The organism is Bartonella sp. AU16XJBT, from assembly GCF_028618665.1.
In the GTDB taxonomy this organism is placed as follows: domain Bacteria; phylum Pseudomonadota; class Alphaproteobacteria; order Rhizobiales; family Rhizobiaceae; genus Bartonella.
The window spans coordinates 51480-76116 of record NZ_JAQITF010000010.1; the positions used below are offsets into that span (position 1 = coordinate 51480).

The 24637-nt window shown below is 39.7% G+C and carries 13 protein-coding genes and 1 pseudogene; 12 read left to right on the forward strand and 2 right to left on the reverse strand.

What is annotated here, in order from left to right; genetic code table 11:
• Nucleotides 1-466 precede the first annotated feature (466 nt).
• The 12 genes and pseudogenes from PVV66_RS06785 to PVV66_RS06845 all read left to right on the forward strand — a co-directional run bounded on the left by PVV66_RS06785 (nucleotide 467) and on the right by PVV66_RS06845 (nucleotide 20512).
• Nucleotides 467-2095, forward strand: coding sequence for a BID domain-containing T4SS effector (locus PVV66_RS06785; protein WP_273719039.1), 1629 nt, complete (start codon nucleotides 467-469; stop codon nucleotides 2093-2095).
• Between the two features lie 252 nt (nucleotides 2096-2347).
• A pseudogene (locus PVV66_RS06790) lies at nucleotides 2348-2530 on the forward strand (type IV secretory system conjugative DNA transfer family protein); the annotation flags it as partial.
• Between the two features lie 1554 nt (nucleotides 2531-4084).
• Entirely contained in the window at nucleotides 4085-5683 is a 1599-nt protein-coding gene (locus PVV66_RS06800) for a BID domain-containing T4SS effector (protein WP_273719040.1), read from the forward strand.
• A gap of 307 nt (nucleotides 5684-5990) precedes the next feature.
• Nucleotides 5991-7091 (forward strand): BID domain-containing T4SS effector, encoded by a 1101-nt coding sequence (locus PVV66_RS06805; RefSeq protein ID WP_273719041.1) that lies wholly within the window; start codon nucleotides 5991-5993, stop codon nucleotides 7089-7091.
• A 340-nt stretch (nucleotides 7092-7431) separates the two neighbouring features.
• Nucleotides 7432-8277 (forward strand): BID domain-containing T4SS effector, encoded by an 846-nt coding sequence (locus PVV66_RS06810; RefSeq protein WP_273719042.1) that lies wholly within the window; start codon nucleotides 7432-7434, stop codon nucleotides 8275-8277.
• Between the two features lie 355 nt (nucleotides 8278-8632).
• Nucleotides 8633-9943 (forward strand): BID domain-containing T4SS effector, encoded by a 1311-nt coding sequence (locus PVV66_RS06815; RefSeq protein WP_273719043.1) that lies wholly within the window; start codon nucleotides 8633-8635, stop codon nucleotides 9941-9943.
• 304 nt (nucleotides 9944-10247) lie between these two features.
• Entirely contained in the window at nucleotides 10248-12200 is a 1953-nt protein-coding gene (locus tag PVV66_RS06820; RefSeq protein ID WP_273719044.1) for a BID domain-containing T4SS effector, read from the forward strand.
• 322 nt (nucleotides 12201-12522) lie between these two features.
• Nucleotides 12523-15759, forward strand: a complete 3237-nt coding sequence (locus tag PVV66_RS06825; RefSeq protein WP_273719045.1) for a BID domain-containing T4SS effector — start codon at nucleotides 12523-12525, stop codon at nucleotides 15757-15759.
• Nucleotides 15760-16613: 854 nt separating this feature from the next.
• Complete coding sequence (murJ, locus tag PVV66_RS06830; RefSeq protein WP_273719046.1) at nucleotides 16614-18185, forward strand: murein biosynthesis integral membrane protein MurJ; 1572 nt, start codon at nucleotides 16614-16616, stop codon at nucleotides 18183-18185.
• A 61-nt stretch (nucleotides 18186-18246) separates the two neighbouring features.
• Entirely contained in the window at nucleotides 18247-19317 is a 1071-nt protein-coding gene (gene trpS, locus PVV66_RS06835; protein WP_273719047.1) for a tryptophan--tRNA ligase, read from the forward strand.
• A gap of 63 nt (nucleotides 19318-19380) precedes the next feature.
• The gene (locus PVV66_RS06840; protein ID WP_273719048.1) at nucleotides 19381-19872 is read left to right on the forward strand and encodes a universal stress protein; all 492 of its coding nucleotides are present in this window, start codon (nucleotides 19381-19383) and stop codon (nucleotides 19870-19872) included.
• 61 nt (nucleotides 19873-19933) lie between these two features.
• Nucleotides 19934-20512 (forward strand): NifU family protein, encoded by a 579-nt coding sequence (locus tag PVV66_RS06845; protein ID WP_273719049.1) that lies wholly within the window; start codon nucleotides 19934-19936, stop codon nucleotides 20510-20512.
• A 1274-nt stretch (nucleotides 20513-21786) separates the two neighbouring features.
• On the opposite strand, the gene PVV66_RS06850 is transcribed toward PVV66_RS06845, so the two are convergent.
• Both PVV66_RS06850 and PVV66_RS06855 read right to left on the reverse strand, forming a co-directional pair.
• The gene (locus tag PVV66_RS06850) at nucleotides 21787-22122 is read right to left on the reverse strand and encodes a zinc ribbon domain-containing protein YjdM (protein ID WP_273719050.1); all 336 of its coding nucleotides are present in this window, start codon (nucleotides 22120-22122) and stop codon (nucleotides 21787-21789) included.
• Between the two features lie 789 nt (nucleotides 22123-22911).
• Nucleotides 22912-24540: an alpha-D-glucose phosphate-specific phosphoglucomutase gene (locus tag PVV66_RS06855; protein ID WP_273719051.1), complete on the reverse strand. Its 1629-nt coding sequence runs from the start codon at nucleotides 24538-24540 to the stop codon at nucleotides 22912-22914.
• Nucleotides 24541-24637: the final 97 nt, after the last annotated feature.

Sequence of the window (24637 nt, forward strand, 5' to 3'; positions counted from 1 at the left end):
CATAAAAGCCTATAAAAAAGAAATTTCCCCATGATCCAGCAAAAAAATATGAGGGGAAAGAGTCCTTAAATGGTATTTTTATAGCTGTGCTCACCAATATCAATATTTTTTATGAAGCATCCCCTCCATTACCAAACAATGCATACCAATCATGTCTACGCCTTGAGATCCCCATCGAGAGGCTTTTGAAGACAGCTGTTTTATAGAAAAATCGCTTGAATAAAATCTTTCTACAAAAAAATAAAAAGACAATATGCATTACAGCAACACAAATGAACCATTTTTTCTCAGTAAAAGAAAAAAATGCCAAGATAAGGATTGATACACTCAAAAACACCCATGAATTTGAGCAGATTCTTTTCCCTTATCCAAGGCTTGAAACCTCAAAAGAATATGCGAGGGGGGAATATTTCACGAGAAGAGTTTAAGACTCTCATGGAAAGTCCAACATTATAAGGAGGTAACAATGCCAAAAGCAAAAGCAAAAAATATATCTGTAGCTTCTCCCCATAATTATCTCTATCCTGGTACACAAATCCTCAAAAATAAATATGGAGAAACAGACTTTAAACTCTTTCTGGAAAAATGCTCACATGATACAGAACAGGCAAAGGTTAATCTGCTTGCAGAAGCTCTACCAGAATATTTTGATTCCTCTTATCTATGTTATATCCATCAACAATTGTTTAAAAATACCTTTGAATGGGCAGGACATCTGCGCCATACTTCTTTCACATTTGCAGATGGTAGCATTGCCGCCATGCCAGAAATGAAAAGAACGGAATGGGGCAATTCTTTTTCAACCAGTGAAGAAATCCTTGAAAACTTACAAAAATTAGATCAAAAACTTGCCGAAAAAGACAATTTGCAAGGCTTAACGCGCGAAGAATTTGTCGAGGAAGCAACAAGTCTATTTCATTCTCTTCACAAGATTCACCCATTCATAGATGGCAATGAGCACACAGAACAAATCTTTTTTGAAAATCTCGCCAAAGCTGCAGGACATCAGCTTGACTTTTCGCTTGTCACACCAAAACGTATGATGGCTGCCTATAGCGAAGCAATGCAATATAGCAATACACAATTAATAAAAGATCTTTTTGAAGATATCTCCAATCCCCAAAAAATACGTCTTTTAAAAGAATTTATGGAGCACATAAACAATACGGGACGCAACGTGGATGGTCGCCTTGTTATGGCAACAAAGGCAGGAGAAACCTATATGGGAACTTATAAAGGTTGTTATTCAGAAGGTTTTGTACTCGATGTGCAAGGGACTTACATCATTGGTAGCAAAGATGATTTAACACCAGAACGATTAAAAACACTAAAATCTGGTGATACCATTACCTTTACCGCCCCTAAAAGCAAAGAGCTTGAAAACACGCTTATTCCAAAAGAAACATTAGCGCCTCTCACAAAAAGTGAATGTTCCAAAACAGTTGCGGTAAATAGTTATGTTCTCAAAGCTCAAAAGCAAGTCCGAACATACGCAAAAACTGTTTATGGCAACGCAAACACATTAAACGAACAGATAGAAGAGATTATTAAAAATCCAGAATTAGGCAGACAGTTTGCTAATCAGATTAAACAGGCCCCGCACTCTGTTTCTCCTCTTGCAGGTTTTAGTATATGCGGTCTACAAAATCCGGCACGTGTAAACGCTAGAAATCATCTTGATGTGCTCTCTCTTGCAATTGAAAATTATGTGTATACTGTAGAAGCTGCTTATAATATAATCACTCGAGATCATAAAATTCAACAAGAACGCCTTGGAAAGGCGGTAGAAAAGCCCAGCCAAAACTTGCAAAATGTTTTTGCTTTATCACCGGAAAAACAAAGAGAAATCTTGTCTCAATCTCCTCAATTATACCGAGAACTCCGCACTTTGATAAACAGTTTAGAACATCGTCTTTCATCAAATGAGTGTAGTGCGATCACAAACAAAGATTATGAAACGCTTGCACAAAGTATTGGTATATCAGAACAGAAAGCACAAGAAATTACCGACATTGTTCAAAAAGCAAGAAACGCTCATAGCCAATTCTACACACGCACCCAAAATCGTTCAAATACACTTGCTATGGCCAGCTAAAAAATATGAAACTTTGTTTTTTGATTTAAACAACTATGTGGAAGAGATATTTTAATATTCTTATCATACATGCAAAAAACAGATTACTTAAGCGCCCTACCACCAATTTTGCACATAGCATATACACCATATCCAGAGCAATTGGACAGGATAATTGTTAATTCCTTTTAAACGTCATGATTACCACTGACGAAAGCTACAAAAGCCTATTTTGTTTGTCTTAGATGAAGTAGATCTTCGTGGTTATATGAATATTTTAAAAGAGCACTCATTTTTCCCCACAAAGTTATTCGAGAAATGCGTCAAGATGAACAAATTATTCTGATGCAAGTCCCTTTGCGATGTGGTTGCGCCATCTCTTTCAGAAGGAAAGAAATGTTAGCCTCAGCTGCAAAAAACTGCTTTACCCCACAAAGAAAAACTACCCCCCGATGAGATATTGACAAAAAAAGCACAAATTCCTGTTTTTTAAAAGCCGATGAACAAAAAATAACCGCCCACATACAAGAAAAACAGGGTCAAAAAATCCGTAATTTTCCTTTTTATATTTTGTGCATCGTTTTATCAGCAGTCTTTAAAAGGTCTTTATAAAAAACGCCCATAGACCCAACCAATAGCGACACTAATATATCCACTTGGAAAAGGAACCCATTTATACAAAGTTTTTCATATATAATTTATATAACATATTGATTTATAAATGATAATTTATATTTTTTGTTAAATTAGAGACTAAATAGCATAAGATTCTCTCATCTTAAATCTGTTCCATGTTGTGTTACATCAATCAAAACTCTGTCGCCTGCATGTCACAAGCGAGGGCCTCATGTAGAGTGAAACTGTACAAGAAAGGCATACCTTTTATGAACCGCCTCTAAGGCCCAAGGTTTTGTCCGAAATATTAGGCACTCAAAATATGTGAGGGGACCGGCTTCTTTATGAAGCGTAAAAATGGGAAAGCTCAATAGATTTTATACACTTCATGGGAGGCTTTAACGTTGTACCATTTATGAGCACCGTCGCCAAATGGATGTGTTAAAAGATGTCTCTTTAAAACAAGCCCGTGAATTAGTAACCCAATGGTGTTTTGTTTTACGTAAAGGACGTATATCTATTAGAGAACATAATCAACAAAAGATTTTTCTTTAAGACAAGAGTACTCACCCCCCACACACAACAAACATTGATTTTTCCCAAAAAACATTCAAGATATACACCAAAATGAATAAATCATTCTTATACAAGGTTTTCCCTCTTTACGATATCATTTTGTGTTCTATTTTAATTATCAAGGGCTGAAAAAACACCTTTCTCTCTCACCAAAAAAAGCTTTTCCCCTCTTATGGGGCTTAAAGTAACACAAGATAATAAGAGCAACAACACAAAGTAAAAAAACATTTTGTTATAAACATATAAACAAGATGTCAGCATAAACCAATAAAAAAACATAATGGAGAAAAATTCTTGATGACTGCTTTGATCCATAGACTTCCCACCCTCAACACTATGTATGAAAAGTCCCAAAGCCTTCCGATAATCAAGAGCGATCCTCTCCGCCATATCCAGTCCCTTCATCAAAGCACTCTTGCAAACAACTTTATTAAAGGCAAAACAGCGAAAATTTTAAACAATATTTTTCTTTTTGACCTCTTGCCCCCACCTCAAAGGATGAAGATTTCCCCCAGAGTCGATTTATCAAAAATCTGTCTTTTGACCCCTTATGGGATTCATATCGCCATCTTAAATATCAGTATTTTACAGCACAACAGGATCATAAACAAAAAGAAACATCAGAGAAGCTAAAATAAATGAAACAAGGAATAGGCATGCAAACAATCGCAACAGAGCTTTGTGCATCCCTCACAACCAAAAGCTTTTCAAAAGCCTTACAAAAGGGTTGATACAACCATTCATACACGTGAAGGGGAACTTTCAACATACTGCGTTTAAAACGCGCATCCCCCCCCCTAACCTTTAAGGAGAGATGATATGTTAGAGCAAAATTATTTATATAAAGGAACCAAAACACTCAAAAATAAATATGGCATCAAAGACCCCAAAAAACTATATGAACGCAGTGCCCATGACGCCGCTAAAGAAGCTATTAATTTTCGCCATGAACCACCCCCACAAAAATTTGATACTACTTATCTCAAATTAATCCACTGGAGCCTCTTCCACAAAACTTTTGAATGGGCTGGACAAACCCGCGATACATCCTTTACGTTTGAAGATGGCAGCACTGCTCATATGCCAGCGATGCGTCCAAAAGGTTATGAAGTTCCTTTTGCCATCGGTCCGCAGATAAAAAAAGAGCTCCAACAACTCGAAAAAACACTAAGCGAAAAGAACAATTTACAAGGCTTATCACGCCAAGAATTTTCTGAAAGTGCCGCTGAAATTTTTATGAAGCTCGAGCACGCACATCCTTTTCGAAAAGGCAATGGGCGCGTCAATCGAATGTTTATGGAAAAACTTGGACAAGCAGCAGGACATACCATTGACTTCTCTTTCATCACAAAAGAACGCATGACAGCCGCTTGTATTGAAGCGATACAACATGGCAATCCCCAACCGATGAAAGATCTTTTTGAAGATATCACACATCCGCAAAAATCCCTTGTTTTAAAAGAATTCATCTCCCAGATGAGAGAAGCTGGACTGGATGAAATTAACAATCGTGTTGTTGTTGCAGCAAAAGAAGGTGTAACCTATGATGGCATCTTTAGAGGCACTTCAGCAGAAGGTTTTGTTATGGAAGTAGAGGGGGCTTTCGTCGTTGGGCACAAAGATGATCTCTCCCCAGAACACATCAAAACATTACGCAACGGCGACCGCCTCTGCTTTGAAAAATCCAATGTTCAAAATGTAAAAGAAACACTGATCCCAAAAGAAACATTAGCCCCTCTCACCCATGAAGAGTTATTCATGAAGATTTCAAATGATGCTTATGTTGAAGAAAGCCGCAAAGAAATCGAACATTTATCAAAACGTGTTTATGGTAAAAACCACGCCTTAAAGACAAAATTAGATATCATAACGGCAGCTCCAAACTTAGGAGATCAATTTGCCGATGAAATTTTACAAGACCCTCAATCAATTTCTAAACTTGCAGGGAGAAAAATTCTTGGCATGAAAAGTTCTAATCGCAGACAAGCCGAACAGGCTGTTCCACAACTCAGCCAAGCCCTTAAAAATTATGGTACAATAACCCAACAAACAAAAGATGAAATTCTGAAGCATCATCAAAGAGAACAAAACCGCATGAGCCATGCTGTTGAAAAACCTGGAAAAAATTTACAAAACCTTTTTGCCTTATCAGAAGAACAACAAAGGGAAGCTTTATTGCATTCTCCAGCACTACGACAAGAACTCCATCACTTTTCACGCCAACTACACAATCGTCTCTCCTCAGAAGATCGTAAAGCCATAGACGAAAAAGATCATACAAGACTATCGTGCCTTCTTGGTACATCAGAAAGCAAAGCAAAAGAAATTGCACAGACTATGAAAAACACCAAAGAAGCACAATATCAAGCCCGCAGCTTAAAAGTTAGTCGCTCCTCATCGCTGGCTCTTACCGGCTAAAACGCGCCAATTTTTGCCTTCCAACAGAACTCTTGGCGCCAATTATTCATCACCATTGCACCAACGCAATTGTTTTAGAATGTTACAAAAAATAGTCTTAAAAATGCATCCTGTAATTTATTATAACTTATTGATAAGATTTCACAAAAAAACTTTATAAAAGACATAAATGTCCATTACAAGCCAACATGAATAGCGCGAAATCTTTGGATGCCATTCAATTTGATATCTTCTTTTGTCTTAAAAGGTATCAAAAAAGTGGGGAATGCACCAAAGAGGTTTTCTAAAATATTGAAAGGAAACAGCCATGAAAAAAAGTCACCCACACCCAGAAACCCAAAGCCAAGAGCCCCTCTACGCACGAGTTAATAAACAAAACAGAAGAGAAGGCCCGCGCATACCAAGTCCAGAAGAAATACAACAAGCAAATGCTAGCGCATCTAACACAAGACAGTTTCCCAGTGACTATGACACGCCTCCTCAACGGCCACTAGAAACTGTCTATGCACCACAGACAACCGAAACGATCTATGCCCCCCAAAAACCACTAGGGAATCCCTATGACAGGCTTGGTGGGAATCCGAGCAATGGGCGACGTGCTGAAAAACTCGCAGATCCCTATGCAATCGTTGATCTGGCAACGGGTGAGACTGAATTCGAACAACGAATAAACCCCCTCTACGACTCACCTAGCGGGAGCACTCAGGATCTGCGATATCCCCAAAGGCCAGAGGAACATCTCTATGCAGAAATTAATCACGGAGCAAATGGGGGGCTTTCTCCCCAAAAACCAATAGAATCTGTCTATGCAACTGTTGGCATGGGTGCTGAAGGCGGACAAGAATCCCAACAACGGGAAAATCCCCTCTACGAAGGCGTTGGCAGAGGAACAACTCCTCCTCCTAGAACCCCGAAAGATGAGATTACGACAAAGCTTTTAAAAAACGTAGACTTTCAATATGGTGTAAGAGAAACCCAAGAATGGTGCAAAGTTGTTTATGGTAACGAGCATGCCTTGAATGGACCACTTGCTAAAATTCTTGAAAATCCTCAGGATACAGAAAAAATCTTATGGGACCTTGCAGAAAATCCTGAAAGCCCTGGGAAACTTGCAGGCAGGCAACTCCTTGGCGTAAAAAGCCCCGATCGCAAAGAGGCCGAAGATGGCTTTCGTCACCTTTACTCAGCTCTTGAAAAGCATATACATACAACACAAAAGCTCCACAAAGAATTTACACGTGAGCAAGAAAGAGGTCTAAAACAAGAAAGTCCGGAAAGAGATACAGAACACAAACATCACCATCATCACCGTCATCATCACGCAAGAGGACAAGAACAAAATAGTCCAGAGCACAGCCCTCACCAACGCAGACAAGAGGGCAACAGAGGAATGGCTTTTGCCATGTAAGGGGGCATAAACATAAAAACAGATAGTTTTTGTTTTTATGTAATCTCTTTTTCATGGAATTTCTTGGCGTAAATCGTTTCATTGCCGTTGCGCCAAGAATTGTTTTAAAATCTTACAAAAAATAGTCCTAAAAATGGATCGTGTAATTTATTATAACTTGTTGATAAGATTTCATAAAAAAACTGTATAAAAGACACAAATGTCCGTTACACTGTCTCTGAATAGCGCGAAATCTTTGGAGGCCATTCAGTGTGATATCTTCTTTTGCCTTAGAAGTTATCAAAACTAAAAGTGGGGAATGCACCAAAGAGGTTTTCTAAAATATTGAAAGGAAACAGCCATGAAAAAAAGTCACCCACACCCTTCTGAAAATCCAGAAGCCCTCTATGCAACAGTTAATAAACCAAACAGAGGAGGCCAGCGCAGACCAAATCCAGAAGAGGAAGTTGTATACGCATCCGTTAGCACAGTTGATCCTCTTTCAAGAGGGAGACGTCCTGATCAGGGAAGAGAAAATCCTGAAACCGACTATACAGAGGTTGCTCCCCCAAGACGCGAAGCTGAAGTTACATACGCATCCGTTAGCAGCGTTTCTCCTTCAAGAGGCAGACACCATGCTCAAGGGCAACAAGAATCTGAAACCGACTATACAGAGGTTGCTCCACAACAAAGAGGAAGACCTTCATCTTCCCTCACAGCAGAACAAATGAGTGTCATGCTTTTAAAAAATCCACAGGTCCAAGCATATGGAGAAGAGGTCATGCATTGGGGTCAAATTGTTTATGGCAATGACAAGCTTTTCCAGCAACACTTGCAAGGCATACTTACAGATCCCGGTAAAGGAAAAGAGCTTTCAAATCAACTTGCTGAAGATCCTGAATCTATACATAAGCTTGCTGGCCGCTCCGCACTTGGCTTAAAAAGTCAAGCACGCAAAGAGGCTGAAGAGGGTTTTAGACCGCTCATTGAGGCCATTGACGGTTATACAAAAGCTGTAGAAAACGCAACAGAGAAGTTATCGCGAACCCCTCAAGCGGAACAAAAACGCCATCAAGAAAATCGTCAGCAAACTGAAGGACACCATCGCCATCATCGTCATCACGAAAGAGGACAAGAACAAAATAGTCCAGAGCACAGTCCACAACGACAAAGACACGGAGAAAAAGGGATGGCTTATGCCATGTAAGGGGGGCATAAACATAAAAACAGATCAATTTTTGTTTTTAATATAATCTCTTTTTCAGTGAGTTTCTTGGCGCAAATCATTTTATCGTGATTGCGCCAAGAATTGTTTTAGAATGTTACAAAAAATAGTCCTAAAACAGTCCTAAAAATGGGTCCTGTAATTTATTATAACTTATTGATAAAGTTTCATAAAAAAACTGTATAAAAGACACAAAGCTCCATTAGACTGGGTGCAAATAGCGCGGATCTTTGGGCGCGTTCAGTGCGATATCTTCCTTTGTGTAAAAGTTATCAAAACTAAAAGTGGGGAATGCACCAAAGAGGTTTTCTAAAACAATTTTTGAAAGGAAACATGCATGAAAAAAGATCACCCCCACCCTTTTCCATCCTCTTCAATAAAAGAACTCATAGAACTCTATGACAAAGCAGCGGCAGAAGTCTCAGGTGTCTCCCCCCTCCCTAAAGAAGCTCCTTCAAAAAGCAAGAGACTATCATCGATACCGGAAGAAGATGAGGGAATACACTCTGTTTTAGAAAAAGAAACTGTTAGGAAAGAAAACGCACAGACATCCGTTAAAATGACGCATTCAACAACGCCTCTCACAAGAGACAGCGGGATCGAAAAACCACAAGAACCTGAAACAACACGTGCAACAGTTGCTCCACAAGCTTCTTCACAAAGGCCAACAAGAATCCTCTCAGAGGAAGAAATCACTCTATTGCTTCCACACCATTCATTGGTTCGAACCTATCAAGAAGAAATCCAACGTTTATCCGCAAAGGCCTATGGCAACCCCAACATTTTGCAAGAAAAGATGCAAGAAATTCAAAGAAATCCCGCTACAGGAGAAGAACTCTCATGGCGCATGGCTGCCCATCCTGAAAGCATCGCTAAACTTTCCGGCACCAGTATGTTGGGCTTTAAAAATCAAGCACGCAAACAAGCAGAAGAAAGTTTTTCCGACCTCTGTGTCACCATTGATGGTTATACAGAAGCTGTAAAACATGCAAGAGAGAGTCTCTTACAATCTCCAGAGCAAGAACTCAAAAACTATGAACGCCTCATGGGAAAGGCAGCTGTTACTGAACTCCTAAAAAAACCGGATCGTTCTCAAAGGGAAAAAGAAAGTCTTTCAGAAGAAGAAACTTCTACAAAAATCCACCAACATTCAAAAGTCAAAAGACACCATGCCCAAATCCAATATTGGTCCACTGTTGTTTTTGGCCAATCAAATATTTTGCAATCACAGGTGGAAGAGCTTTTCCAAAACCCTGAAACAATAGAACAGCTCGCACAGCAACTTGCCGGAAATCCTCAGTCTTTTAAAAAATACGCTGGTGTTGGTATTGGTAGCTTTAAAAATCAAGCACGCAGACATGCTGAAGCGGGACTTTCTCACCTCATTGATGCCCTTGACAATTATGCAACAGCTGTAACACAAGTAAAAGAGAGCATTGCAGAAACTCAGCAGTCAAAACAAGAACGCCATGAACTGTCTGAGAGAGCGCAAAACTTGCATCAACAACAAAGCGTCTCACAAACTGCTCAACGTCCTGAGCCTTCAATAGTAACACATGAAGGCGCAACAGCCTCTACTCAGCAAAGAGAAACAGATTTTCGTCCTCGCAAAACCGCCGCCTCCAAAGCGATGGCTCTTGCCAGCTAAATAAACATAAGTTTTCCCTTTGAATCTAATATCTTGGCGCAACACAAAACAGAAGTGATTTGCGCCAAGAAAGAGAGAGCGTTGAAACAAAATTCATTCCCCCACCAGTTAATCTAAGCTACTGATAAACAGTATTTAAAGAGTGATCATCATCTGCACCAAAAGAGTCAAATCTTGTGGAATCGTTTAGTTTCATATCCTCTCTCATAAGAGCAAGTAAAAAACCATAAAACAGAATAAACACCAACGTACATTCTTAGATAGTATTTAAAAACAATATTGGAAGAGTTTGAAAGGAACATGCATGAAAAAAAGAAACCCCTCCCCTTTTATTACCGAAATGATGGAAAAATTTCAACAACAGACTGAACAATCCCCCACCAGAACCTCTCCTCCCCAAGTTTCTCAAAGTGTGTCCCCCCCCCCTGTACAAACACGCCGAGAGAATTTGTCATCCCCCCCAAAGGTTGCGCCACCGCCCCCCCAACGTATAAGAGAAAAAACGCAAACCAACACAATATCCCCCAGCGCAAAAATCCAAGAAACTCCTTCTTTACAGACAAACATGGCACCGCCCAACCCCCCACGTATGAGAGAGAGGCAACAACACAGCACACAAGTTCAAACCTCCCCCTCCCTACAAACAAAAGTAGCTCCCCCCCCTCCCCCACGCGTAAGAGACAAAACGCCAACCGACACAAAAATCCAAAAACCTGAAACTCAAGAAAGCCCCTCCACGCACATAAAAACAGCACCACAAAGACCACCGCGTGCAAAAGATAGAGAACAAAACAGACAAGCAGCTCAAGAATCCCCCTCTCTACAGACAAAAGTGGCGCCGCCCCCTCCCCCACGCATGAGAGACAGAGCACAAACCAGCACAAAAATTCAAAATCCAGAAATCCAAGAGAGCCCCTCCACGCATATAAAAACAGCACCACAAAGACCACCGCGTGCAAAAGATAGAGAACAAAACAGACAAGCAGCTCAAGAATCCCCCTCTCTACAGACAAAAGTGGCACCGGCCCTTCCCCCACGCATGAGAGACAAAGTGCAAACCAGCACAAAAATTCAAAATTCAGAAACCCTCGCCCCAAGTGTTAGACCCAAAACACCACGGCATAGACAAGTCAGGCAGCAAAGCAGTTCATCATCACAAGACAGTGAAATCTATGCAGTCCCTCGTTCAAGAAAACCACACCAAATAGGAGACAGACAAAAAAGCGACGCTTTCGTCCAAAAAATGGCCTCCCCACAAACAGCAATTAAACAACCAAAACCGTCTCAGGAACACAAAACATCTATTAATACAATGGAAAGAGAGCTATTGCTCGTAGCATATCAAGAAGAAATACGATTTTTGTGCAAAAAGGCTTTTGGTGACCGGCTCATTTTAGAACAAAGAATAGAAGCCGTCAAAGAAAACCCCAATATGGGAGAACAGCTCTTATGGGATATAACAGAAAACCCTCAGACTATTTCTAAGCTTGCTGGTAGAAAAGTTCTTGGCATAAAAAATGGAGCGCGCAAAAAAGCTGAAGAAGCTCTTTCATCCCTCTGTACCGCCATAGAAGGTTTTATGTATACGTCAAAATATACAAAAACTGAGAATATTTCACAGAGCCCTCACACAAAACAACGACAGCATCGACAAGCGCAACAAGAAGAAGCAATCACTCAAACACAAAATCCGCTCAAGTCAGAAAAGAAAATAGAGCCTCTCTCAAATCAGGAAATTGCCCGCAGAATTCAACAAGATCCATCGGTTAAATATGGTCAAAGAGAAATCGAATATTGGTGCCAAATTGTTTATAATGATCCATTTATTCTGCAATATAGAATGGAAGATATGCACAAAATTCCAGATATGGGAGAAGAGCTTGTATTTCAAATTGAAAAGGATTCTACATCTTTTGCTCCGCTTGCTGGTAGAAAAACTCTTGGCATAAAAAACGGAGCACGCAAAGCCGCTGAAGAAAGTCTTCCTACCCTTTGTACCGCCATTAAGGATTATGCTGATACGATAAAACAGTTAAGAGAAACCATTGTGCAAAACCATCAAACAGAACAACAACAACGCCATCAACCGCTTAGCGATCTGGATAAAAATCAGCAAAGCCTATCACAGTCTCCAAAGTTTCCTGAACGCTCAACAGCAAAGCGTCATCAAGAGCTTACTGAAACATCTAAACAAGAAGAGCGACCTCCTATGCGACCGCGCAGAGCCGAAACATCAAAAACAATGGCTTTGTCGTGATGGTCTCATCACCATTGGCTTTTCATATAAAACTTTGGTGCAATTATCTTGCCCAAATTGCACCAAGGTTGGCGTATAACATACAGAAAAATTTGCATAAACTGGCATATGACAAAACGCATTGATAAAATTTCACGATAACGTTTCATAAAAATTACACCCCTTGACTTTGTTCGATGCGAATAACGAACAAGGTCAAATTTTTTCAATCATTTAAATCGGCATTCTTCTTTGCAAGAAAGCTATGAAAATAACATAAGGCAAAAATGCAAAAAAGAAGCTTTTTTTTAAAAAAATATTAAAAACTTGAAAGGACATATGCATGAAAAAAAACACAGAACATTATAACTCTTCCACACAGGAAGAATTGCAAGAACAACACTCTGCAGTTAATGCAACCATTTCTAAACAAATAAACGAAGCAGCGCAAAATTTTTTCTACCCCAATAGCAAGGTGCTTAAAAATAAATACCGCATCAAAGATAAAGAAATATTAAAAGAGCGCTGTTGTGATGATGTAAAAAAAGAAATAATCAAACTGCTCCAAGAACCACCACCAGAGAAGTTTGATGCCGCCTATCTCAAATATCTTCATCACCGCCTTTTTTCTCGTGCATTTGAATGGGCTGGCCAAACCCGCCAAGCACCTTTTACATTTGAAGATAGCAGTGTTGCTTTCATGCCCATTTTGAAAAGAAAAGAATTTACAGAACCTTTTGCGATTGGCAGAAAAGTACAGGAGGGACTAGAAAAGTTAGACAAAACACTTGCTGAAAAAAATAATTTACAAGGATTGCCCCGCGAAGAATTTGTTGAACATGCTGCTCAACTGATGATAGATTTACACCACTTGCATCCTTTCAGAGAGGGCAATAGGCGCACAAAGAGACTGTTTGTTGAAAAACTCGCTCAAGCAGCAGGACATGAGCTAGACTTTTCACTTGTGAGCAAAAAACGCAAAGACTTTGTCCGTGTGTCCGCCATGGAACGTGGCGATCCAGAGCCTATGCAGCATCTGCTTGAGGATATCTCCAATCCAGAAAAATTGCTCATTTTACAAGAATTCACCAACTCTATGAGAAAGCTTGGAATGGGTGAAAGAAATTATTATCTCGCTGTCGTCGCAAAAGAAGGAGAAACCTATCATGGTACCTATAGAGGCTGTGGAGCCAATAGCTTTATGATGGATGTTCAGGGGACTCTCATCTTGGGAAATAAAAAAGATCTCACACCCGAGCAAACACAAACATTAACAATTGGTGAGGTCTTCTCCTTTACAGCACCAAAAACTCAAAGCCCGCAAAAAAACCAGAAAAAAAACCAGCAAAAAACATTGCTTCCAGAAGAAAAACGAGCCGCTCACACAAACGATGAAATAACGGAAAAGAGCAAAGACAACACCTCCATTCAAACAAAGAGAAAAGAAAAAGCCCATTTTGCACCATGGATTACCCCTCATACTTCCCATGACAGCGTTGAAGTTATGCCCCAAAGTCTGCAAGAAAAAGAACAAATAGCACAACCAATGGCTCAATCTGCTTCGTCTATGAGGCAAACGCAAAAAGATTTCCAAGAAACCATTTTTCAGACCCAAAATACAGTGACAAATGATCTAACGACTGTCCAAATAACACAGAAAAATCTCTCTGATCATCAACAAATAGGAACACAGCCCCCAAAAAAAGCAATGGCATACTGGGACAGTACTACAAAAAAAATAGATACCGCCCCTCTCTCCTCACACGAGAAATTATCCTCATCGTCTAAAACCGAAGAAGATAATACAATGTACCGTAATTTCCTTTACCCCAACAGTATCACCTTAAAAAATAAATATGGAATAGAAAACTACGGAAAATTAAAAGTGCAATGTGCTCATGATACAGCAAAAGCAATCATTCATCTACGCCAAGAAGAGCCTCCACAAAGTCTCAACTCTACATATCTCCAATATATTCATCATACCCTATTTAAAAACACTTTTGAATGGGCCGGGAAAACACGTGAAAAACCATTTACATTTGAAGATGGCACCGTCGCTTGTATGCCAAAAATGAAAAAAGCGGATATTTCTTTTGCATCAAAAAAACAGATACAGGAGGGACTAAAAAATTTAGACAAAACACTTGCTGAAACGAATAATTTAAAAGGCTTAACCCGCGAAACATTTGTTGAACAAGCCGCTGAAATAATGATACAGCTCAACTATACGCATCCTTTCAGAGAAGGTAATGGACGCACACAACGAATTTTTTTTGAAAAACTCGCTCAAGTAGCAGGACACACACTTGACTTTTCTCTTGTAACAGAAAAACGCATGAACTTTGCTAGCATTGCATCGCTAAAACACAACGATAAAGAAGAGATGAAACATCTTTTTGAGGATATCTCCAATCCAGAAAAAACGCTTATTTTAAAAGAATTCATGGACAATATGAAAAATATTGGGCTTGAGAATATAAATCATCGTCTTATTATGACAGCGAAAGAAGGAGAAACCTATCATGGTACCTATAGAGGCTGTGGACCCAATGGCTTCATGCTTGATGCCAATGGAGATTTCATCCTGGGAAATAAAAAAGATCTCACCCCAAAGCAAATACATACATTAAAAATTGGTGACGCCCTCTCCTTTACAGCACCAAGCGCTCAACACCAGCAAGAAGTGCTAATCCCCGCAGAAAAAATAGCTCCCCTTACAAGCGACGAAATTGTCACAGGGATAAAAAACAATACGTCACTTCATGCAAGAAGAACAGAAATCGAGACTTTGTGCCAAATCATTTATGGCAATCGGCATATTTTGCAGGAAAAGATTGAAAGGATCCATAAAAATCAAACGGAGGGAGAACAGCTCACCTATCAAATTGCCACATCTCCTCAATCTATTTCTAAGCTTTCTGGTAGCAATGTATTTGGCATAAAAAACAACGCGCGCGCCAATGCTGAAGCAAATATTTTGCCCCTCTGTAGAGCCATTGAGCGTTATATCGATATTTTTACACAAACAAAAAGAGACATTCTCCATGACCATCACGTAAAACAAAAACGCTGTGAACAAACGGTAGAAATGCCTCAAGCGTGGATGCAAAATCTCCTTTCCCTATCAAAAGAACAGCAGCAAGAAACGTTATCAAACTCTCCTAAATTAAGGGGAGAAATAAAGAATTATATCAAAAAAATCAATGAACGCTTATCCTCAAGCGAGCATGAAGCGATAAAAGAAAATAATCCCGAAAAGCTTGCGAAAAGTCTTGGCACATCAGCCATCAAAGCAAAAGAGATTCTGGCAATCGTCAAGCAAACAAAAGAGATAGAACATAACATACACTCCATGGATTTTTATGACCGCAAATTGAATGAGCGCTCAGCATCAAACCAACGTCAATCTATCCAGCATCAATTACTCAAGAAAAACACTGAAAAAACATGTTCTAACACTCTTGATAAAGAAACAAGTAAAGCGCATAAAATGATAGAAAACATCCATCAGCACATCAAGAGACAAGAAAATATTCAACCACACAAAATGCAGCCTGCAAAGGCTATGACTCTCTAAGAATTCAGATAAGCTTTAATTTTTTGCCCTCTCTAATAAAAAAGATTGCCTTTACTCCCTGGCTTTCATCTTCAAACCAATCGCGCGTCAACGAGATTTGAAAACCATAAGGAAGAAACTTTATTTCCTCAGATTTTACCCTCATCAACTGTGAAAAAAACCTAAACGAAGCAATTGATAAGGATTGATCATTTTTGAAAAGATCTTTAATCACTTCCATCGTCTATGGCGCTCTTGCTTGTAGCGCTAAAAATAGGCAAGATGCTGGTGAAAAATCACATCTTGCTATCCTCTGTTTATGGAATCTCTGAAACGGGAAGGCAGCCTCATTTGGGGAGAACATAAAGCCTTAAAGATGGAAACCAATCGACGTGCTTTGCCACCACCTTTTAGCTCAGCCTTATGACTTTTAAAGCCTCTAAAGCACTGTCTTTTAAATAATGGAATTTGCGCATTACTTCACGCTTTTATTTTATTTGCGTTCTTTGAATAAGGTCCACGCCCCTCACACAAAACAGCACGCCATTGCGTTGCACTCTTCACGAACATCACCCCCTAGAGAGAAATGATCATTCTATATCCTCCAACTGGTATGACATCGCTCCTATATTTCAGTTTGAAAAAGAAATTTTAATTATTTTATGGCAACAATAAAAATTGTAATACAACAATAATAATCAAGGAGCATTTTATACAGTCTTCACGCACCATTGTTGACAGAAAGACAACCACCGTCGTAAAACGCTGCACAAATGTATTCTTGTATGGACCTACAGATCAGATTTTTGCGATTTAAAACGGCTTATTTCTCCTATCAACGCTTCTCTTTTTTCTAACAAAACCGATATATCTTTATGACATTGATTAAAAAAATTGCAACAGTTGCTTCCGGAACTCTCATGAGCCGTATTTTTGGCTTCGTCCGTGAAATGCTTATGGCAGCAGCGCTAGGAACTGGTCCTGTTTCTGATGCCTTTAATGCTGCTTTTCGTTTTCCCAACACATTCCGCCGTTTTTTTGCTGAAGGTGCCTTTAGTGCCGCTTTCATTCCTCTTTTCGCAAAAAAAATCACTGAAGATGGACAAGAAACTGCCTGCAAATTTGCAGAAGAGGTTTTTGGTGTTCTCTTTTCGCTACTGTTACTGCTAACGATTGTTATGGAACTCAGTATGCCTTTTTTGGTACGAACCATTATTGCTCCAGGCTTTATCGAAGATGCAACAAAATTTAACGCCACAATTCATTTTACTGCGATCATGTTTCCCTATTTAACCTGCATGTCGCTGGCCGCCATGATGGGGGGCATGCTCAATGCTCTGCGCCGCTATTTTATTGCCGCCATTGCCCCGCTCTTTTTAAATATTATTCTGATTGGTGTGCTGGCCTATGCTTGGGTCTATAAACTTGATGCTTGGCATATCGGCTTAAATCTCTCTTGGGGTGTGTTGGCCGCAGGGCTTCTTCAACTGGCCTTAATTGCTGTTGCTTTACGACAAAGCGGCATGAAAATTTTCTTCCGTCGTCCCCATTTAAGTGCTAATGTTCGAAAGCTGTTAGCTTTAGCATTTCCTGCTGCTATCACGGGCGGTATCACGCAAATTAATTTGCTCATCAATACCAACATCGCTTCTAGTCAATCGGGAGCTGTCTCTTCTTTGATGTATGCTGATCGCCTTTATCAATTGCCTCTAGGCGTGGTTGCCATTGCCGTTGCAACTGTTCTTTTGCCAGAATTAACCCGTGCTTTGCGGAGCAAAAAGCATGAAGAAACCCACCATTTGCAAAATCGCTCTATTGAATTAACGCTATTGTTAACACTCCCAGCATCCATCGCTTTTTTGCTGCTCTCCACTCCCATTGTCAGTTTACTCTTTGAGCGTGGACAGTTTACTGATCAATCAACACAGCATGTTGCACAATTATTGGAACTTTATGGACTAGGACTTCCTGCTTTTGTTCTCATTAAGGTCTTTATTCCTAATTTCTTTGCCCATGAGGATACCAAAACACCAATGATTGTTACAGGCATTTGTGTTTTTATCAATGTCAGCCTTGCTTTAACATTATTTCCTATTCTATCGGCACGAGGCATTGTTATTGCTGAAATTACTTCTGGATGGGTCAATACGCTATTGCTTTGGGGGATCCTTATCAAACGGGGGTATTGGAAATACGACCTCCAATTGATTAAGCAAATATTATGCCTTACGATCGCTTCCCTTTTGAGTGCACTAGCCCTCTATTATGGATTAAATGTGCTTGGATTTTTGTCTTTTCCTTTATCCTCACAAGCTTCCTTTTTCTTGCGTGCCAGCACCTTAGCCGGAATCATACTCGGCATATTCTTGATCTATTTGAGTGCTTATTTTTTATTCAACACCCGTTCCTTTTTTCACACACTTAAAAATTTGAAAAAACGTCCATAATATCTATACTTTGTCAAAAACAATAAAACGAATAACCTTGAATTAAAGAAAGAGCGCTCCTATGGATACCTTTACCCCCCTTGTCTTTTCTGGCGTACAACCGAGTGGTCATTTACATCTTGGCAATTATCTTGGAGCCCTTCAGCATTGGGTTGAACTGCAAAATTCTCATCACTGCCTTTATTGTGTTGTGGATATGCATGCGCTCACCGTCAATCCAGATCCCCTTATTTTACGCGAATCCACCAGAACAGTGACAGCAGCCTTTCTCGCTGCTGGTATTGATCCCGAAAAACACATTATTTTCAACCAATCACGTGTTTTTCAACATGCTGAACTTGCTTGGATTTTTAATTGTGTTGCGCGTATCGGTTGGCTTCAACGTATGACACAATTTAAAGATAAAGCAGGAAAAGATCGTGAAAAAGCATCCCTTGGGCTTTTTGCCTATCCCACGTTAATGGCTGCTGATATTTTAGTTTATCGTGCAACGCATGTTCCGGTAGGAGAAGATCAAAAACAGCATATTGAACTCACACGCGATATTGCACAAAAATTTAACAATGACTATGCACAGCGTATTGCTGACTTAAATTTTGGCGTCTCTATGCAAACGGATGAAGAAAAAATACAAGGCTTTTTCCCCCTCCCAGAAGCCCTGATTGGAACAACAGCCACACGTGTTATGTCCTTGCGTGATGGGACGAAAAAAATGTCAAAATCAGATCCTTCAGATTTTTCACGCATTAATTTGACCGATGATGCTGATCTTATCGCCAAAAAAATACGCAAAGCCAAAACGGATTCCGCGCCACTTCCCGATACCCTTGCCGCTTTAAAAGAACGTCCAGAAGTTGATAACCTGCTTGGTATTTATGCCGCCTTTGCCAAAGTCAACAAAGAAAAGGTTCTTTTAGAGTTTTCTGGTCATCAATTTTCGCATTTTAAAACAGCTCTAGCCGACCTTGCTGTCCATAAGCTTGCCCCTATAACAGAAGAATTACGTCGACTTCATCAAGAAAGCGGTTACATTGACTCTGTTTTGCATGATGGCGCTAAACGTGCTAGTATGCTCGCAGAAGAAAATATGAAAAAAATTCGTGAAATTGTTGGATTTTTGCACAATACATAAAAACAATAAACCTAAAAACCGTAGAGAGCAAAAAAAATCGTTTGTACAAAATAGAGAAAGTGCATGATTTCTAAACCCCAAAATCCGAAAAAAGAACCCAAGAAAAAAAACTTAGTCATTATCGATGAAACACCAGAATGTCGGCGTGCCGTTGCGTTTGCCGCACAACATGCCCAAAACACCAACAGAACTTTGGTCTTGCTTTGTGTGGTTGATAGTGCAGAATTTCAACATTTTCTGGGTGTAAATGATGTTATGCGCACGGAATCAACGCAAAGTGCTCATAAAATATTAGGAGACATTGCCAATGATGTCCGCACATCCCATGCGCTTGAAACAGAAATAGTGGTGCGTGAAGGGAAAAAGATTGATGAAATTTCTAAACTGATCGACGAAGATAAAAGAATTGCACTGATTGTCTTAGCAGCCAGTGGACATACAGAAGGACCAGGCCCCCTTATCCAATTAATCGGAAATAAAGGAACAGCTTTTTCAATCCCTGTCATTGTCATTCCCAGCAATCTTGCCGATGAAGATATTCAGTCTATTGCCTAAAAAATACAATATTTTAAAAATGTAATGATCTTTCTAATCCTTCATTATAAAAGGAGAGACTATGTTTATTCAAACTGAAACCACGCCAAATCCTGCAACACTTAAATTTCTACCAGGGCGCGTGGTGCTTTCCGAGGGCGTCTTAGAATTTCGTGACCGTGAAGAAGCAGCTAAAAACTCACCTTTGGCAGCTAAACTGTTTAATATTCCCAATGTCAATGGCGTTTTTTTAGGCTATGACTTCATCACCGTAAGCAAAAAAGAGGGGGAATGGCAACATCTCAAACCCGTCATTTTAGGCACAATTATGGAACATTTTCTCTCCAATGAGCCTGTCATCACCACCAGCGCGACAAAACAAGCAAAAGCCCATGCCCTTAACGAAGAATTTTATGACGAAAAAGATGCTGATATTGTCTTAACCATTAAAGAGCTGCTTGAAACACGTATTCGCCCAGCCGTTGCCAATGATGGTGGCGATATTACTTTTCGCGGGTTTGAAAATGGTATTGTTTATCTCAATATGCGAGGCGCCTGCGCTGGCTGTCCCTCTTCAACGGCAACACTTAAACATGGGATTGAAAATCTTTTACGCCATTTTATCCCTGAAGTTTTAGGTGTTGAAGCCATGCCTCAATAAATATTGACACCTCAATAGGTAAAACGACCACACAGATTGTTTTTCTCCAACAAAGCTTAAAACAACAAGGGGAGCAAAAATCTTACACCATTTTATCTCTCATCATTTTAGACGTAAGCCATGCTGTTATAAAAATCCATACTTCTTCAAAAAATCCTAGAAAATGATAAGGCTTTCCTTTCACTTCCCCATAGGCCTTAAAATGGTTTTTGTCCCCTTTAAAGGCATCATTTCAACGAACCCATCACATAAAACCCATGGACGCGGGGACACGCTTTAAATTTATTTTATCGCCCTTGCCATGCAATTTTATCCCTCAAAACAAGGGATTCATTACAGCAAAAAAACAATGTAAGACAGGGCACACACTTGGTCTCCCTTGTGTCCCATCATTTTCAGTATTTCCGATAATAAAATCCTGCAAAATGTTGCTTATAGCAACCAATCAACAAGGATCACACTTTTACACCTTGAATGGGAATCCTGACAGTCTTTTCATTTCAATTGTGTTTATCGCATCAATCAAAATCATTCGCTTACACATCACAAATTGGAGGATAACAAAAACGATTTTTAAAATATCTCTTATGAACATTTTCACATATAAGGATGCAACATAGGGACAAATATAAGGACTGTTGCAACATTGAGAACGTGCAAAGTATGTGATGTGTTGTCTTGCACTTTTATGAAACATAAAAATGAATGATAGCGCTCAACGGCGCTTGCCTTATACCATTCATAAGTCTCATGGCGAAATAGGCTTAAGTGCATTGAGAAATATTTTTTAAAATATCATACCGACTTTTCCTATTCTTGATTTCAAGAATTCCCCTCTCTATCACCTTCAAGCTCATCCCATAAATACAATGCAAAAGGTGTCAATATCTGTAAAAATAAATCAAAGCCAAATCTATTATGACTATTTTGAAAATAATTTGATAAAAAGCGGAAAAGTTCCTTCAATTTAACCAATCGTAAATTTCTCACTTTACGGCGTTATTCTCCTCATAAAGCGCGTGTTTTTACTGTTTTCTTATCAATCAACATCTAATTCCTCCCACCAGCCAACATGTCTGAAAGAAAAGACAGCTATTTCTCTCGCAAGACATAGCTTTTGTATCCCCATAAGGGAAAAGATAGTGTGTTTATCCGATGAGCGTAATCTACGAAATAAGAAAAGAACCCTCTTGGGAAAGAATAGTCCTACTTGGAGCAGAATATGAAAATAGCAAACCAACGAAAGGCAAAACCAATTGCAAGAGGATAAACACTTAAACTTTTTTAACAAATTCCGACTTTAAACCCATCTGTCCAATCCCTGGAATTTTGCAATCAATATTATGATCCCCATCCACCAAGCGAATATTCTTAACCTTCGTTCCACTTTTTAAAACAGAGGAAGCGCCTTTTACTTTCAAATCTTTTATCACCATAACGGTATCGCCATTGGTCAAGATTTGACCATTAGCATCATAAACACTCTCGGAAAGAACAGTATCGTCGCTCTTTTGGGGCCATTCATGCGCGCATTCAGGACACATAAAATTTTCACCCTCTTCATAAGTATAAAGACAATCACAACGAGGACATTTGGGATATTGGATCATAAATTTCCCTTTATTTAAGAAAAACCATTCATGATGACTGGTCATAAAGCAAGAAGTGCTTATTGTCCATTATTTTAAGAAAAACATGTCCCTTTGTTTCACCCCCCATCTGCCGCCTGCGTTCGTAAATGCGATCATCGCCATACAACAGATACGTTAAGGATGATTGCTCATTGTACAATGAGCCCCCATAATCATAAGATTCCTCTCAATATTGAAGCAACCAAAGTCTTTCGCTTACAAGTTACAAGGAGAAAGAGCCGTGTAAAACGATTAAGAAAAGACTCAAAAGACTAAAACGCTCTCAAAGGTAAGGGCCAATATTGAGAGCAAACCCTAAATGTATGACTTTGTTCCTTCATAAAGGTAAAAATGATAGTGCTTAATGGATAAACCGTTATCCTCTCCCATAAACGGCACGCATAAGATGGTTTCTCGCCTCTTGAGAGAGGCTTCTTTAAGACAAGCATACAGAAAAGTGCAACAACGATAATGTTCTGTTTGATTTAAAAGATATTCCTCTATGACTCTTTTTCAAAAACATTTCTATTAAACCATCAAAAATCATGGGACATAAATGCTCCGATTATGCCTGATTATGATGACCTACCGCATTCGGTTTTCAGAATTCAGCAATTTTTAAGAAGCCAGCCGATATGTAAAGGGAGACAGAACGAAACGCACCTAAAAAGAGAGGAGCTCCCTTATGGCAAATAACATCACGCCCCTAAAATCATAATACCCTATGTGATCAATCATGATATCTTTGCAAGAAACATTCCAATGATCTCATGTGATAATATCAGGACGGTTTCGTCCCAATTCTTGTTGTATGTTTAACAGTTTTAGTGCCACCTGTTGCAAAGGCTGAAGAACTTCTTGCGGATTTAAATTGTATTTGCGCGGATCACCTTCATACTGTTCAAAATAAAGCCGTAAGGTCGCACCACACGTCCCTGTTCCCGATAAACGCACCACCAACCGTGCACCATTCTCGAAAAAAATACGGATACCTTGTCGCGTGCTAACGCTCTGATCAACCGGATCATGATACGTAAAATCATCTGCTTTTTTGACAAAAAATCCAGCAATTTGGGTTCCGGCTTGTGGTAAGTTCTCCCGCAAGTGCTCCAGTAATGCCAAAGCTTTGTCTTCTTCAACTTCTTCATAATCATGACGTAGCGCATAAAAGCGCCCATAGCTGTGCCAATGCTGTTGAACAATTTGTGCAACAGTTTTCCCTGTTACCGCTAAAAGATTTAACCAAAATAAGACAGCCCATAAACCATCTTTTTCGCGGATATGATGAGAGCCAGTTCCAAAGCTTTCTTCACCACAAAAGGTTACTTTCCCCGCATCCAAAAGCGTCCCAAAAAACTTCCACCCTGTTGGCGTTTCAAAAAAGTTTAATCCGTGTTTTTCAGCAACCAAATCCGCAGCAGGCGTTGTTGGCATAGAGCGTGCAACCCCCACAATGCCTTTTCGATAACCTTTGATAAGATGGGCATGCTCCACCATAATTGCCAAAGAATCAGAAGGCGAGACAAATTGCTGACGTCCAATAATGAGGTTACGATCACCATCACCATCAGACGCAGCACCAAGGTCTGGTCCCTGCTCTGACATCAATAAATCATAAAGAGCCTTGGCATAAACCAAATTGGGATCTGGATGACCACCTCCAAAATCTGGTAAAGGAAGACCATTGACCACCGTCCCTTCAGAAAATCCTAAGCATTTTTCAAAAATTTCATGAGCATAAGGCCCTGTTACCGCATGCATGGCATCAAACCGCAAAGTCAAACCTCGTGCAACGGCCTTGGCAATACAGTCAAAATCAAAAATCTCTTGCATCAAAGCAACATAATCGACGACAGGATCAATAATATCAATCTGCATGGCTCCCCTAAAGGTCGTCCCTTGCCGATCTAAATCAACGTCTGGAGCTTCAAAAATTTTATAAAAGGAAAGACGTTGCGATGTTGCAAAAATAGCATCACATAAAGAATTAGGCGCAGGTCCACCATTGGAAATATTGTATTTGATCCCACAATCTCCCTCTGGACCACCAGGATTATGGCTTGCAGAAAGAATAAGTCCGCCATGCGCATGGTATTTACGAATAAGATGCGAAACAGCAGGGGTCGAAAGAATACCGCCCCTTCCCATTTTAACACGAGAAACACCATTTGCTGCCGCCATTTTCAACACAATCTGAAGGAGAGTCCGATTAAAGGTGCGTCCATCTCCCCCAAGAATCAACATTTTCCCTTCAAGAGGTCCAATATTCTCAAAAAGAGACTGTATAAAATTTTCCACATAATGGGGTTGTTGAAAAACAGACACTTTTTTGCGTAAACCAGATGTTCCCGGTTTTTGCCCCTCAAAAGCCGTAGTCAAAACTGTCTTTATGGTCATGGTAATACTTTCATATTCTTTCCTTTAATTTTAAGATGAAGAGGATTCAAAGTCGACCATTAATTCTACTTGACGCAAGTGTGAAATATTTGCACAC